We start from the raw sequence: 12904 nt of genomic DNA on the forward strand, positions 1-12904 counted from the left end.
GAAATTAAAAACGAATGCAAACTCATGCACCTTATGCATGCGCCACTAAAAAAGCGGTAAATTAGTGATAAATTCATCGCTTTTTGACTCGACCTCATCCACCAAGAGCAAGTATTGCATTCCCTCGTTTAGCGAAACCGGCCGCTCATATTCAATCATGAAAACATCGTGATAAGTACGGCCTAACCAGTACCCACCGCCGCACTCTTTGGGACGCTGAAAAAACACCCATCCACCCGGCTTAAAGTTCTCTAAAGCCTCACCACGATAGACAACTTGAAAATTTGAGTCTTTGACGCCCATATAACCACCACAAAAAAATACTGTATACACATACAGTGTTTTAGCAGATATCCGGGGTTAATGCTAACGCCTCGCCGGGCTCGTTGTTCAACCCCGCCAGCACTGAAAGCGAGTTTCAGCGCTGACGGCGTTATTATTTATTATTTAAAATCACCTTAATCGCGAACACTTTCACCGGTTTATCGCCGAAATGAGGATGAGTTATGGTTTTGATTTCAAAGCCGTTGTACTTCACGTCGATGCGTCGACTGGTATCGTCTTTGCGCGGATAGCCTTTGGTGATAATCAGGCGGTCGTATTTACGCGGAAAGTCTGCCCACGCGCCGCAGATAAGGCGAGAGCGCCAATACTCGTTATACAGCCGGTATTCTTCGGTTTTCTCTCCGCACTTCATGGCGTCGAAATATTCACCTTTCACAGCCAGTTGCAGATTGCCCATTTAACAACCCTCCCGACGGATATCATCAACACTGAGCCATTTCACACCCGCTTTATCCATTGCCGCTTCGTAAATCCCCGCCACTTTCGAACCGGAATAGTGCTTCCATATGCTAGGAATCACGACCGTTGGCTCGCGTTTGACAAGAGCCTTTTTACAAGCCCGAATTTCTTCAGCTAAAGACTCAACCACCCTGACACCGTGTTCATCCAGTTTTGATAAAACCGTAACCACTCCTGATTTTTTATCAACTCTGCAAATAATACCGACGGCTTTTTCCTCTGCTGAATAAGCCGGGTCGCAACCAATCATATAATCGCCTGACTGAATTAACTTAGTCGTCATTACATTAGCCCCACTCTTTTTCTGTTGAATATCCCGGCCACTCATCAGCAACCGGATATGTGAATTTCTGCCCCTCGTAAATCACGGTCGCACCACGTGCCAACGCCTCAAGCTCCCAGCGTTTCGGGGTGATGCCATGTTGCGCAAGGTCAAAGCGGATGCGCGGTATTTGAGCGCGTTCGGATTTTGTCATCCTGCCCGATGGCGCAATATCATGCGGTTTTAATGTTTCGCCGCTTCTTTGCTGGCGATTTTTCTGCGGCGTATCGCGTTTTAAAGCGCCCCTGAGCACTGCCATAACTTCTGGGTCATCCCATGCGATAACCCCACCCTCAACGAGATTTAGCACCGCTGCGACATGCTCAGACGGCGTATGGGTCATAACTGGATCGCCACCGGCGGTGAGCTTTCCACAGTTATTGACAGGACTCCGAGGCGCGGCGATGCCGCTTTTTAAGGTCAAAGGCTCAACGGCCAAAATCTTTGGAACAATGCGCCATTCCGATGACCGGGTAATGTGAACGTGACGCGCGCCGAGGTGAGGTGCGTATATACCGACAACTCTCTCGATTTCTTCCTCGTAGTCGTTAACCTCGTCACTAACGCTACGGGCTACCCTGACCGTCTGCCCGTCGCGCGGGACATTTGCGCCACCTTGTGCAGTGATATACAGGTCGAAATCACCGCCATCGGCAGCAGCGCGCGCAGCTTCCACACGCTCATCAAACTCGTCAGCAATACTGACCCCGCGAGGCAGCTTACGCAGCTCACGGTAAGCGCCCATTGTCGGCAGTCCAATCGGCTTAAACTGAGGTATTCGCCACGTTGACGCCCATGCAGTAACAGCGGCGGCGGTATCTTTGAGCGGCTTGCCGGTATCGTTATCGAGCTCACCATCGAGCGCATAACCGTCGATATTTTTTGCAATGTATTTCGCGATGTACCCTGCCGCACCGCCTTTGTTCAGGTGTTTAGCCTGAAATCTGTTACGAGCAGCACCGCGCTCCTCGCCATCCTCTTTGAGAGCATAACGACGCATAATTTCGGTAATTTCTTTACGCTGCCGACGCTTGCAAAACAGCATCATGTGCCAGTGCGGCGTCCCGTCATGGTGTGGCTCGACGACACGCATTCCGTAAACCTGCAAATCGTTATCTTTGAAAGCTGTACGCATCAGGCTCCAGATACGGCAAAGGTAACGCTGCGCATCTTTAGGGGTATAAGCCGCACCATTCCAGCCATGATTAAGCTGTACGGTTTTATCTTTACCTTTTCCGACCTGACGCGTTGGGTGGTACTTTGAGGGTGCTGTCAGCGTGATAAACATACCGACATCACCCTCAGCAGCGGCATAACGCTCAATCCCTGCGATAGTATTCATCAGCTCCATGCGACGAATTTCAGGGTTTGAAATACTCCCCATGACCTTACTGATAAGGTCGATACGTTCGCCGGTGACTTTGTTTTCCAGTTCGCAAGATTTCAGGTATTCGAGATTAGCCAGGCGGCGCGCGTGAACATCACGAACCGCCATTTTGCTCGCATAAGGTGAACGGTCTTTATTGACCTCACCGGCAGCGATGAGCAGCGCCTCGCGCCAGCGCATACGCTGTGCTTTGAGCTGATTGACCCACCACTCGTCTTTAATAAGTCGGGAAATTGCGGAAAATGCCATTCGGATCGTCATCTGACCCTTGCGGTATTTTTTCCAGTACATCGGGGTAAGATTAAAAGCGCGAGCAATACCGGCCACCTGACCGTATAAATGCGCCTGCGCCTCATCTGTGAATAGCGTATCTTTTCCGCCGTGTGCCTCTGCCCATGCGTCGCTTAACTCCTCGTATTTGCTCCAGAGCTGTGATGCTATTCTGGCCGCAAATTTTCTGAGTTCCTTGTCATTCATGTCAGGCAGGCGCGCAAACTGGTCACGCTCAGATATAAACCCAATCGAAGCGGCTTCGTTCATCCCGCACAACTCATTAACACGCTCAAGACGCGGGAGCAGCTTGCGCTCAAATGTATTTTTGAGGAAATAAAGCCCACCCAAAGGGCTCTTTGTGCGGCGGATGAAGTTATAACGCGAAGTAAACATTGTTTGCAGGAAAAACGGCAGGCGGTCAATCCGATTTAAAACACCTTGCACCTGACGGAGTTCGGCACGTGTAAGGGGTCTGTCGCGGCCAATGGCCTCTCTGGATTTATTCCACGGATATGCACCGACGAAATTATCACCGGTGCTTTTTGAAAACGGCGGAGGTGGTGAGGGGGCAACGCGCCCCCGCGTCTCAATAGCCATTTGTGTCAAATGCCTTTAAACACTGCTGACCAAGTCGCTCAACCTGAGCGCTCAACGCTTCAAAAGAGCCAACACTACCGCTCAAAATATCGTGCTGAATCAAACCGGAAACGAGCTGGTTTAATTTGGGGTAATAGCCGACAACATCCAGCCACTCTTTACCGGCATTCTTCCCTGTTTCGGCGGTTTTTTTCTCCTGCAAAATGAACTGAAAACGGTCACTTGTGACGACATAGCGCTCGCCAATCTCAATACGAATGCTCATGCCTGCCCCCGAAAGTGTTTAGCTTTTGATTCAAACTCTGACTGACAGTAGACACAGCGTGTCGCCGACGGATATGCCGCACGGCGGTCAGCAGGGATTGGTGCGTCACATTCTTCGCAAACCAATGCAGCAGCGCCGCACGGTTTCACCCGAGCGGCGTTAATCTGGCGAGTTAGTGATTCCGTCTGTCGCTCCTGAATGTGATCCATATAATCCGGCATTGATTTAGCTCCTCTCTTTGTTCAGTTTTTTAAGCTCACCAGTGCAGTAACCGGTCAGCTCAATGGTTAATTTCGATAATTCATCAACAGTGGTGATTCGCTTATGAAAAACGGCGCGTTTCACAAGCAAATTAACCACATCCGTCAGGAGATTTAATTCACTCGAATAAATAGCGATAGTTGATTCCGTCATCATTCCGGTTTCTTTATCGCGTTTAATATCGGCAAGCGATAATTCACCGTTTTTCATAACCGCAATCTTTAGCCAGTTATTAAGTAATACGGATTGCATCAGAGACATTAAAGAGTCTCCTCACGAGAAAGGCCGATATTATGAAACTTGATTGATTCCTGACTGAGCAATTCAACAATTTCAACTCGCGACAATTCAGTATCAGCGATATGACGAATTAAGGCGTCGATGTGAGATGAAAAGCGCGTTGCAGCATGAGCTCTCTCCTCGTTTCTTGCCTGTCGCAATAACTCCGCCATTGTTGACTTTCCAAAACGTCTACTCATAAGCGTATTCATTGATACCCCCTCAGAATATAATTCCATCATCGAAATAACCTGAGCGCATGCGCTCGCGATGCTCTCGCATCTGGTCACGCCAAATGCGTCTTATGATTTTGTCGATGCCACGAGCCGTGAGAGAAACAGCACCTTGCACAGGCACACGGCTTGTTGGATTAGAAGCGAGATAAAACAAATATCCCATTTCTGATGGAACGAAGTACTGATTGTGTAATGCGCGAATGATGGAATTAACATCCACATTAAATACGTGCTCTTTGTTTTGTTTCTTCAATTCCTCCCAGCACAAAAACGAGTCATTTACATTTGTACCTTTAACCAATTTAATCAACTCAATCATGATTAACTCCAGACAAAAAGAACCCACACACAGTTAAGTGCGTAAAAACCACTGTTATTTATTTAATGTAGGTATTGCTCAGGCTTTACCGAGGTTAATATTGTTGGTGCATACTCAAATAGATTAAAAAGCTCCCGCAACGCACGAAATAAAGCATCACGCCAATAACAGGAGTCTTCATTAATACGCCAGTAAGGCTGATTAAATTCTTTTTCAGTTAATCCGGCATGCATAAACAAAGTGCGGCGCTGGCTGACCGTCAAAAAACTAATATACGCATACTCGCTCGCGCCAACCTGTCGACGTCTGCTAAATGCAGCACGCAGCTCATCAATAGCGCAAACTAATCGCTCACGGTCTACATCGTTCATTTCTTCAAAACGCATCGTCGCGTGACGCTGCTTTAACTGAGCATGAAAACAAACGGTCAGGCGCTCACGTTCCATCATCTGATTGTAAAAATCGCAACTATCCTGCCAGCGAGGCGCGGCCAGATATTTACCAATCAGACCGCGCAGAGCTGCAGGCTGTTTCTCCACGATACCAAGTGTCATTACAGGCATTTCCAGAACCTCCGGGATTTCAGAAAAGCAAAAACGGCGCTAATAGCGCTTGGTTTTTTGGTGCGGATGATGATGCCCTTGCGCCCTCTGCCGTGGGTAATAGTGAAATCCATCGCCCTCGGACTCTCGTTACGCAATAACTGAGCAATGCAGCGAGGCTCATTCATAATCAAAGTCCCATCCAAAGCAGCCACGCGTCACGTTGTTCTACCGGGCGGTTGTAGAACGCCTCACGTACACCGCGATTGAACTCAGGAATAAAAACCAATTTGTCGCCAGCGCGGGCATTTGGTTTAGTTGGATCACGAAATTCGACGACCGGCAGCTTGTTAGCTTTGAGCATTTCAACCACTGCTGTGCGCGGCTTTCCAAGCAATTCTGCGAATTTATCAGGGTGTACCGCGTCAATCGGGTACTGAATCACATAGTTATTTGCATCCATAAAACACACCTCTCATGCTAACCTTGCTGGATCCAGACCCTTTAAAACCGCTCAGGAACGTTCCTGACAGTCTGGAGCCATGCCTCAAAAGGTTTCCAATGGGTTACCTTTTGCGGTGAATATAGTCACCAATAGGAGTCCTTGTCAATGGAGTTAGGTCAAAAACTTAAAGCTCTGCGTAAAGCAGAAGGGCTAACACAGAAGAGTTTCTGTGAGGCTTGCGGTCTTGCATTAGGAACCGTTAAAAACTATGAAGGCGGGTATAAATCTCCGGGCATACAAGTGCTTATGCAGGTAACAAACACCGCCAGATTTCAGAAATACACGCTTTGGCTAATGACAGATAAAACTGCCCCGCAAGCTGGTCAGATAGCACCGGCTTTCGCGCACATTGGGCAAGAACCAACAGAATCAGACCACTCCGAGAAACAGATTGGTTAACAGTATATAAACATTACATTTTCACTATTTGTTACCAAAATGGTGATTACAGCGCCGGAGGGCTTTCTTATGGCAATTAAGAAGCTCGATGATGGTCGCTATGAAGTGGACATAAGACCGCGCGGTCGCGATGGAAAACGCATCCGCCGGAAGTTTGAAAGAAAGGCTGAGGCCATTGCTTTTGAGCGATACACAATCGCGAATGCTAGTCAGAAAGAATGGACAGTCCAGCGAGCAGACCGTCGAACTTTAACGGAATTGCTGGACGTTTGGTGGAAGTATCACGGGCAAAATCACGAGCATGGAACAAAAGAATTTAACCACCTGCTCAAGACAATCAGCGGTATAGGCGATATGCCAGTGAGCCGGATGAGCAAAAGGGCTCTGATGGATTATCGTTCTACGCGCTTGCGCGATGGCATCAGCGCCGCGACGATAAACCGTGACGTGTACCGATTATCAGGTATGTTCACCAAGTTAATTCAGTTGGATGAGTTTTCCGGGCAGCACCCAATTCACGGACTGCCGCCGTTGGCGGAGGCCAACCCGGAAATGACATTTCTGGAAAAATCAGAAATCGAAGCACTGTTAAATGTTTTGGTTGGGGATGACTTACTTGTCGCGCTTTTATGCCTGAGCACTGGCGGAAGATGGACGGAAGTTGCCACGCTGAAACCAGCGCAGATAGCAAGTTGCAGGGTTACTTTTTTGAAAACCAAAAACGGCAAAAAGCGAACCGTGCCGATTTCTGAGGAGCTGGAGAAAAAAGTTAAAAAGGAGGCCAGCGGTAAATTGTTCAAAGTCGATTATGAGAAGTTTTGCGGGATTTTACGCAGAGTTAAACCTGATATACCACCCAATCAGGCAACCCATATCCTGCGGCATACATTCGCAAGCCATTTCATGATGAACGGAGGCAACATAATTGCGCTGCAGCAGATTCTCGGGCATGCGAGCATTCAGCAGACAATGGCCTACGCGCACCTTGCGCCTGACTACCTGCAGAACGCCGTCGCACTGAATCCTCTTAACGGTGGAGTGACGATATAAATTACCTCTCTGAGTGTCCACATAGTGTCCACACTCAGAGAATTTTAAAACCGTTCCACACCGTTACAGCTTTTTCTAAGTGGCTGTATTTGCTTAGATTGAGAGGTAAGTGATTGATAAAAAAAACCCCCACATCATGTGGGGGAAGACAGGGATGGTGTCTATGGCAAGGAAAACAGGGTTTGTTACTTGGGTTGCACGGTACTGCTACTACTGGAAAGCATCATGGCTGAGCCTTTCTGCATCCTTGCAACCTCACGCAACTGATCCATACGCTGCTGGTGCTTAGCATTTAAAACCGCTTGCTGCTCAGGGGTTAGCAGGTGATACATCTGGTTGCGAACTTTCGCCATTTCTACCTGGCGGGCAACCTGTTCCTGCGCCATCTTTTCTGCCTGAGCGCGCACAGCGCTTTCATCAAATTTATCTGCGGTGACAAGGCTATGCATTGTCTCCAGTTCGCTAACATTAACAGGGAGCCGGTCATGGCGCGCCCGTTGCATAAGATCCCGTAACTGCTGTCGTTGCTGTTCGGTTAGACTTATGCCGTCAAACATATGGCTCTGGCCGCTGCGCTGGGCTCCTTCTTCACCGTGGAGCCAGTTAACGCCGGTAACGACTTCAGCGGCTTGGCTAGTAGCACTTAGCGCCAGCGTTGAGGCCATGACGGCAGCGATAACATTGCGCATCACATACTCCCAAAACGTTTGTGTCGCGATTCAACGAGAGACAGTTTACGATTCAGGCTGCAAACATGCGTCAGGGGGTGTAAAACAACGTAAAGTCATGGATTAGCGAGCCTTGATGACGTAATTTCTGCCTCGGAGGTATTTAAACAATGAATAAAATCCTGTTAGTTGATGATGACCGGGAGCTCACCTCCCTGTTAAAAGAGCTGCTCGATATGGAAGGTTTTAATGTGCTCGTTGCCCATGACGGTGAACAGGCGCTGGCGCTTCTTGACGACAGCATTGATCTCCTTTTGCTTGATGTGATGATGCCGAAGAAAAACGGTATCGACACGCTTAAAGAATTACGTCAGACACACCAGACCCCGGTTATCATGCTAACGGCGCGCGGAAGCGAGCTGGATCGCGTTCTCGGCCTCGAACTCGGGGCGGATGACTATTTGCCTAAGCCGTTTAACGATCGCGAGCTGGTGGCGCGTATACGCGCGATTCTGCGTCGTTCTCACTGGAGCGAGCAGCAGCAGACCACCGAATCCGGTTCTCCGACCCTGGAAGTGGATGCGTTAAGCCTCAATCCGGGCCGTCAGGAGGCCAATTTTGATGGGCAAACGCTGGAGCTGACCGGCACCGAGTTCACTCTGCTGTATCTGCTGGCGCAGCATCTTGGTCAGGTGGTGTCACGTGAACACTTAAGCCAGGAAGTGTTGGGCAAGCGGCTGACGCCGTTCGACCGCGCTATCGATATGCATATTTCCAATCTGCGGCGTAAGCTGCCGGAGCGTAAAGACGGCCATCCGTGGTTTAAAACATTGCGCGGACGCGGCTATCTGATGGTTTCTGCTTCATGATTGGAAGTTTAACCGCACGCATCTTCGCCATCTTCTGGCTCACGCTGGCGCTGGTGTTGATGCTGGTACTGATGTTGCCCAAGCTGGACTCGCGCCAGATGACCGAGCTGCTGGAAAGCGAGCAACGTCAGGGCATCATGATTGAGCAACACGTCGAGGCCGAACTGGCGAACGACCCACCTAACGACCTGATGTGGTGGCGACGCCTTTTTCGCGCCATCGATAAGTGGGCGCCGCCGGGGCAGCGGCTGTTGTTGGTCACCAGCGAAGGTCGCGTGATCGGCGCAGAACGCAACGAAATGCAGATCATTCGTAACTTTATCGGCCAGGCCGATAACGCCGATCATCCGCAGAAGAAGCGTTACGGACGCCTGGAGATGGTCGGGCCGTTTTCCGTCAGGGATGGTGAAGATAATTATCAACTTTATCTCATCCGCCCTGCCAGCACTTCACAATCCGACTTCATCAACCTGCTGTTTGACCGTCCGCTATTACTGCTTATCGTGACGATGCTGGTCAGCGCCCCGCTGCTGCTATGGCTGGCGTGGAGCCTGGCGAAACCGGCGCGCAAGCTGAAAAACGCCGCCGATGAAGTGGCCCAGGGTAACCTGCGGCAGCATCCGGAGCTGGAAGCCGGTCCGCAGGAGTTTCTGGCCGCCGGGGCCAGCTTTAACCAGATGGTGACCGCGCTTGAGCGAATGATGACCAGCCAGCAGCGGCTGCTGTCGGATATCTCGCACGAGCTACGCACGCCGTTAACCCGTCTGCAGTTAGGCACCGCGCTGCTGCGCCGCCGCAGCGGTGAAAGCAAAGAGCTGGAGCGGATCGAAACCGAAGCGCATCGGCTGGACAGCATGATCAACGACCTGCTGGTGATGTCGCGTAATCAGGCGAAAAACGCGCTGGTCAGCGAGACGGTGAAAGCGAATCAGCTGTGGGGCGAAGTGCTGGACAACGCGGCATTTGAAGCCGAGCAGATGGGGAAATCCTTTACCGTTGAGTATCCGCCGGGCCCCTGGCCGCTGTACGGTAACCCCAATGCGCTGGAAAGCGCGCTGGAAAATATCGTGCGCAACGCGCTGCGCTACTCGCACACGAAAATTTCGGTCAGCTTCTCGGTGGATAAAGACGGAATCACGGTCAACGTCGATGATGACGGCCCGGGCGTCAGCCCGGAAGATCGCGAACAGATTTTCCGTCCGTTCTATCGTACCGACGAAGCTCGCGATCGCGAGTCCGGCGGCACCGGTCTGGGGCTGGCGATTGTCGAAACGGCGATTCAGCAACATCGCGGCTGGGTTAAAGCCGACGATAGCCCGCTGGGTGGCCTGCGATTAACAATCTGGCTGCCGCTGTATAAACGCACCTGAGTCTGTCCCGGCTTGCGCTACGCTGAGCCGGGCTACGGGTTGCAACGTTCAATATGGGGGAATTATTTCCCCCATAATCTCCGCGAATTATCCTCGATCTGCCCGCTTAAACGCCGCTTCTGCATCGTTCTGCTCCAGCTCACCGACAGACCCGCCGCCGATAACAGACGGTGATACTGATCGTCGTCAAACGGCATATGCCAGGCAATCGCTCCGGCCTCATGTACGCTCACATCGCTTAGTCGCGATACCAGCTCCAGCGGCGCATCGCTGGAGACCTGGCCGCCGGCGATAATGCGGTAGAGCCAGCCAACCTTGCCGCTGTTTTGCATCAGTTGCGCCATGTCGCTAATACCGAAATGGTAATTCAGTTTGAAGCAGGGAGAGCGCGGTTGAGTGACCTGAATCAGCGCCTCGCCCCAACGAAAGATATCGCCGATATAGACGTTTTTTTCCGTTAGCCCTTCGGTAGAAAGGTTTTCGCCGAATGCGGGTGCGCAGAACAGATTGGCCTGCTGCGGGAATTCGCGGATCCAGTCGAGATAATGCTCGCGGGGATAGTGGCACAACGCGCGATCCGGCCCGCCGTGAATTTTCTTTTCCGCCTGCTCGTCCCCTTCCAGTCCGAGCTCGCCGAGCTGTAATTCGCCATCGACCTGGATTTTACCAATTGCGCTGGGGCGGCTACCGTCGTAGTCCCTGATTTTGCCGACAAAGACATTCACCGGATAATGCATTGCTGCTCTCCTTGCTACGGATATAAAAAAAGCGAGTCATCAGACTCGCTTCTCTCTTAGCACAATGCAACCTTATTTTTTGGCGGCAAAACGCGCTGCTGCTTCGTCCCAGTTAACCACGTCCCAGAAGGCTTTGATGTAGTCCGGGCGGCGGTTCTGGAATTTCAGGTAGTAAGCGTGTTCCCACACATCCAGGCCGATAATCGGGAAACCGGAAGCGCCGGAAATGGCTTCGCCCATCAGCGGGGAGTCCTGGTTAGCGGTAGAAACGACGGCCAGTTTGTCGCCTTTCAGCACCAGCCACGCCCAGCCGGAACCAAAGCGGGTTGCTGCCGCTTTTTCGAATTCAGCTTTGAAATTGTCCACGGAACCGAAATCACGCTCGATAGCGGCTTTCAGGTCGCCCTGCAGGGTGGTGCCGGTTTTCAGGCCTTTCCAGAACAGGCTGTGGTTAGCGTGGCCGCCCGCGTTGTTACGCAGTACGGTTTTTTTGTCAGCCGGCAGTTGATCCAGTTTGGTGATCAGCTCTTCCGCGGACAGGTTAGCGAATTCCGGCAGGCTTTCCAGCGCTGCGTTAGCGTTGTTAACGTAGGTCTGGTGATGCTTAGTATGATGGATCTCCATCGTCTGCTTGTCGAAATGCGGTTCCAGAGCATCGTAAGCGTACGGCAGGGATGGCAGTGTATAACTCATAATCATCTCCATTATTATCGGGCGGCAGAGGGTGTTAACGCCGCGTAAGCAGTCGGTTCATTATAGTTAATTAAATGATATTGAAAATGATTATCAATGCCGTAGTTTTACTAAGGTTATACCCAAAATAGATACACCCCAGTTTGTGAGCCAAAACAACTCATTAAGCCCCTGATTGCCAGAGTTTCGCCTGGTGTGGCAACAGCTCAAAGGCGAAAAAACTGCGCAATTTTTACACTCATCGCATCGGAGAGAGTCTATCCAACCCAAAAACAGATGAGGGTAAAGGCAATGAATCATGCGATTACGATGGGAATTTTTTGGCATTTAATCGGCGCTGCCAGTGCCGCCTGTTTTTATGCCCCTTTCAAGAAGGTGAAACACTGGTCGTGGGAGACCATGTGGTCGATCGGCGGGATTGTCTCCTGGCTGATTCTGCCGTGGGCGATAAGCGCCATGCTGCTGCCCGATTTCTGGGCCTACTACCGCTCGTTTAGCGCTTCCACGCTGCTGCCGGTGTTTTTGTTCGGCGCGATGTGGGGCATCGGTAACATCAACTATGGCCTGACCATGCGCTATCTGGGGATGTCGATGGGTATCGGTATCGCTATCGGCATTACGCTTATCGTCGGTACCTTAATGACGCCGATCCTCAACGGCCACTTCGATGTGTTGATTCACACCAAAGGCGGACAAATGACCCTGCTCGGCGTGCTGGTGGCGGTGATTGGCGTGGGTATCGTTACCCGCGCCGGCCAGCTTAAAGAGCGCAAAATGGGCATCAAAGCGGAAGAGTTCAACCTGAAAAAAGGGCTGATGCTGGCGGTAATGTGCGGTATTTTCTCCGCCGGCATGTCATTCGCGATGAATGCCGCTAAACCAATGCATGAAGCCGCCGCGGCGCTGGGCGTCGACCCGCTGTATACCGCGCTGCCAAGCTACGTGGTGATCATGGGCGGCGGCGCGCTGGTCAACCTCGGCTTCTGCTTTATTCGCCTCGCCAAAGTGAAGGATCTGTCGCTAAAAGCCGACTTCTCGCTGGAAAAACCGCTTATCATCAGCAACATTCTGCTTTCCGCATTGGGCGGACTCATGTGGTACCTGCAGTTCTTCTTCTATGCCTGGGGTCACGCCAGTATCCCGGCACAGTATGACTACATGAGCTGGATGCTGCATATGAGCTTCTACGTACTGTGCGGCGGGCTGGTCGGGCTGGTGCTGAAAGAGTGGAACAACGCCGGACGCCGCCCGGTCAGCGTGCTCAGCCTCGGCTGTGTGGTAATCATCATTGCCGCGAATATCGTCGGCCTGGGAATGGCTAACTGATT

19 protein-coding genes are annotated in these 12904 nt (G+C 51.2%); 5 read left to right on the forward strand and 14 right to left on the reverse strand.

The window, feature by feature from the left end:
• Positions 1–45: 45 nt before the first annotated feature.
• From ABLV78_RS24420 to ABLV78_RS24470, 11 genes are all read right to left on the reverse strand, one after another.
• The gene (locus ABLV78_RS24420; RefSeq protein WP_348865223.1) at positions 46–303 is read right to left on the reverse strand and encodes a hypothetical protein; all 258 of its coding nucleotides are present in this window, start codon (positions 301–303) and stop codon (positions 46–48) included.
• A 133-nt stretch (positions 304–436) separates the two neighbouring features.
• The gene (locus ABLV78_RS24425) at positions 437–742 is read right to left on the reverse strand and encodes an ASCH domain-containing protein (RefSeq protein WP_348865222.1); all 306 of its coding nucleotides are present in this window, start codon (positions 740–742) and stop codon (positions 437–439) included.
• A complete protein-coding gene (locus ABLV78_RS24430; protein WP_348865221.1) occupies positions 743–1087 on the reverse strand; it encodes a hypothetical protein in 345 nt (114 codons plus the stop codon).
• Between the two features lie 4 nt (positions 1088–1091).
• A complete protein-coding gene (locus ABLV78_RS24435; RefSeq protein ID WP_348865220.1) occupies positions 1092–3383 on the reverse strand; it encodes a replication endonuclease in 2292 nt (763 codons plus the stop codon).
• Entirely contained in the window at positions 3373–3648 is a 276-nt protein-coding gene (locus ABLV78_RS24440; RefSeq protein ID WP_047045421.1) for a DUF5405 family protein, read from the reverse strand. Before ABLV78_RS24440 ends, ABLV78_RS24435 begins: the two co-directional genes overlap by 11 nt.
• Positions 3645–3869 carry a TraR/DksA C4-type zinc finger protein gene (locus ABLV78_RS24445; RefSeq protein WP_047045426.1) on the reverse strand — a complete coding sequence of 75 codons (225 nt, stop codon included), beginning with the start codon at positions 3867–3869 and terminating at the stop codon, positions 3645–3647. Before ABLV78_RS24445 ends, ABLV78_RS24440 begins: the two co-directional genes overlap by 4 nt.
• A 4-nt stretch (positions 3870–3873) precedes the next feature.
• Positions 3874–4170 (reverse strand): DUF5405 family protein, encoded by a 297-nt coding sequence (locus ABLV78_RS24450; protein WP_348865219.1) that lies wholly within the window; start codon positions 4168–4170, stop codon positions 3874–3876.
• On the reverse strand, positions 4170–4400 hold the full coding sequence (locus tag ABLV78_RS24455; protein WP_348865218.1) for a DUF2732 family protein: 231 nt from the start codon (positions 4398–4400) through the stop codon (positions 4170–4172). The genes ABLV78_RS24450 and ABLV78_RS24455 overlap by 1 nt, the downstream gene beginning before the upstream one ends.
• Positions 4401–4410: 10 nt before the next feature.
• A complete protein-coding gene (locus ABLV78_RS24460; RefSeq protein ID WP_047045435.1) occupies positions 4411–4743 on the reverse strand; it encodes a hypothetical protein in 333 nt (110 codons plus the stop codon).
• 62 nt (positions 4744–4805) lie between these two features.
• Positions 4806–5306 (reverse strand): phage replication protein B, encoded by a 501-nt coding sequence (repB, locus tag ABLV78_RS24465; RefSeq protein WP_001670778.1) that lies wholly within the window; start codon positions 5304–5306, stop codon positions 4806–4808.
• Positions 5307–5475: 169 nt separating this feature from the next.
• Entirely contained in the window at positions 5476–5748 is a 273-nt protein-coding gene (locus ABLV78_RS24470; RefSeq protein ID WP_032413148.1) for a Cox family DNA-binding protein, read from the reverse strand.
• A gap of 147 nt (positions 5749–5895) precedes the next feature.
• Between ABLV78_RS24470 and ABLV78_RS24475 the strand changes: the two genes are divergently transcribed.
• Together ABLV78_RS24475 and ABLV78_RS24480 are read left to right on the forward strand one after the other, a co-directional pair.
• On the forward strand, positions 5896–6189 hold the full coding sequence (locus ABLV78_RS24475; RefSeq protein WP_032413147.1) for a helix-turn-helix domain-containing protein: 294 nt from the start codon (positions 5896–5898) through the stop codon (positions 6187–6189).
• A 69-nt stretch (positions 6190–6258) separates the two neighbouring features.
• On the forward strand, positions 6259–7239 hold the full coding sequence (locus tag ABLV78_RS24480; protein WP_348865217.1) for a phage integrase: 981 nt from the start codon (positions 6259–6261) through the stop codon (positions 7237–7239).
• Between the two features lie 185 nt (positions 7240–7424).
• On the opposite strand, the gene cpxP is transcribed toward ABLV78_RS24480, so the two are convergent.
• A complete protein-coding gene (gene cpxP, locus ABLV78_RS24485) occupies positions 7425–7928 on the reverse strand; it encodes a cell-envelope stress modulator CpxP (protein ID WP_015368936.1) in 504 nt (167 codons plus the stop codon).
• Between the two features lie 149 nt (positions 7929–8077).
• Between cpxP and cpxR the strand changes: the two genes are divergently transcribed.
• A complete protein-coding gene (gene cpxR / locus ABLV78_RS24490) occupies positions 8078–8776 on the forward strand; it encodes an envelope stress response regulator transcription factor CpxR (protein ID WP_015368937.1) in 699 nt (232 codons plus the stop codon).
• Complete coding sequence (gene cpxA / locus ABLV78_RS24495; RefSeq protein ID WP_015368938.1) at positions 8773–10146, forward strand: envelope stress sensor histidine kinase CpxA; 1374 nt, start codon at positions 8773–8775, stop codon at positions 10144–10146. Before cpxR ends, cpxA begins: the two co-directional genes overlap by 4 nt.
• A 62-nt stretch (positions 10147–10208) precedes the next feature.
• On the opposite strand, the gene yiiM is transcribed toward cpxA, so the two are convergent.
• A complete protein-coding gene (gene yiiM / locus ABLV78_RS24500; protein WP_047045444.1) occupies positions 10209–10883 on the reverse strand; it encodes a 6-hydroxyaminopurine reductase in 675 nt (224 codons plus the stop codon).
• 72 nt (positions 10884–10955) lie between these two features.
• Positions 10956–11576: a superoxide dismutase [Mn] gene (sodA, locus tag ABLV78_RS24505; protein WP_015368940.1), complete on the reverse strand. Its 621-nt coding sequence runs from the start codon at positions 11574–11576 to the stop codon at positions 10956–10958.
• Positions 11577–11867: 291 nt separating this feature from the next.
• On the opposite strand from sodA, the gene rhaT reads away from it, so the two are divergent.
• Positions 11868–12902, forward strand: a complete 1035-nt coding sequence (rhaT, locus tag ABLV78_RS24510; protein WP_047045446.1) for an L-rhamnose/proton symporter RhaT — start codon at positions 11868–11870, stop codon at positions 12900–12902.
• Positions 12903–12904 lie beyond the last annotated feature (2 nt).

The organism is Klebsiella sp. CN_Kp075, assembly GCF_040065055.2.
GTDB classification, from domain to species: domain Bacteria; phylum Pseudomonadota; class Gammaproteobacteria; order Enterobacterales; family Enterobacteriaceae; genus Klebsiella; species Klebsiella aerogenes.

Bases quoted from the DNA above. Each gene is read 5' to 3' on its own strand.
- ABLV78_RS24480 (WP_348865217.1), top strand. From the start codon at position 6,259: ATGGCAATTAAGAAGCTCGATGATGGTCGCTATGAAGTGGACATAAGA.
- cpxR (WP_015368937.1), top strand. From the start codon at position 8,078: ATGAATAAAATCCTGTTAGTTGATGATGACCGGGAGCTCACCTCCCTG.
- ABLV78_RS24475 (WP_032413147.1), top strand. From the start codon at position 5,896: ATGGAGTTAGGTCAAAAACTTAAAGCTCTGCGTAAAGCAGAAGGGCTA.
- ABLV78_RS24470 (WP_032413148.1), bottom strand. From the start codon at position 5,748: ATGGATGCAAATAACTATGTGATTCAGTACCCGATTGACGCGGTACAC.
- cpxP (WP_015368936.1), bottom strand. From the start codon at position 7,928: ATGCGCAATGTTATCGCTGCCGTCATGGCCTCAACGCTGGCGCTAAGT.
- ABLV78_RS24450 (WP_348865219.1), bottom strand. From the start codon at position 4,170: ATGTCTCTGATGCAATCCGTATTACTTAATAACTGGCTAAAGATTGCG.
- ABLV78_RS24445 (WP_047045426.1), bottom strand. From the start codon at position 3,869: ATGCCGGATTATATGGATCACATTCAGGAGCGACAGACGGAATCACTA.
- repB (WP_001670778.1), bottom strand. From the start codon at position 5,306: ATGCCTGTAATGACACTTGGTATCGTGGAGAAACAGCCTGCAGCTCTG.
- rhaT (WP_047045446.1), top strand. From the start codon at position 11,868: ATGAATCATGCGATTACGATGGGAATTTTTTGGCATTTAATCGGCGCT.
- ABLV78_RS24440 (WP_047045421.1), bottom strand. From the start codon at position 3,648: ATGAGCATTCGTATTGAGATTGGCGAGCGCTATGTCGTCACAAGTGAC.
- yiiM (WP_047045444.1), bottom strand. From the start codon at position 10,883: ATGCATTATCCGGTGAATGTCTTTGTCGGCAAAATCAGGGACTACGAC.
- cpxA (WP_015368938.1), top strand. From the start codon at position 8,773: ATGATTGGAAGTTTAACCGCACGCATCTTCGCCATCTTCTGGCTCACG.
- ABLV78_RS24435 (WP_348865220.1), bottom strand. From the start codon at position 3,383: ATGGCTATTGAGACGCGGGGGCGCGTTGCCCCCTCACCACCTCCGCCG.
- ABLV78_RS24460 (WP_047045435.1), bottom strand. From the start codon at position 4,743: ATGATTGAGTTGATTAAATTGGTTAAAGGTACAAATGTAAATGACTCG.
- ABLV78_RS24455 (WP_348865218.1), bottom strand. From the start codon at position 4,400: ATGAATACGCTTATGAGTAGACGTTTTGGAAAGTCAACAATGGCGGAG.
- sodA (WP_015368940.1), bottom strand. From the start codon at position 11,576: ATGAGTTATACACTGCCATCCCTGCCGTACGCTTACGATGCTCTGGAA.
- ABLV78_RS24425 (WP_348865222.1), bottom strand. From the start codon at position 742: ATGGGCAATCTGCAACTGGCTGTGAAAGGTGAATATTTCGACGCCATG.
- ABLV78_RS24420 (WP_348865223.1), bottom strand. From the start codon at position 303: ATGGGCGTCAAAGACTCAAATTTTCAAGTTGTCTATCGTGGTGAGGCT.
- ABLV78_RS24430 (WP_348865221.1), bottom strand. From the start codon at position 1,087: ATGACGACTAAGTTAATTCAGTCAGGCGATTATATGATTGGTTGCGAC.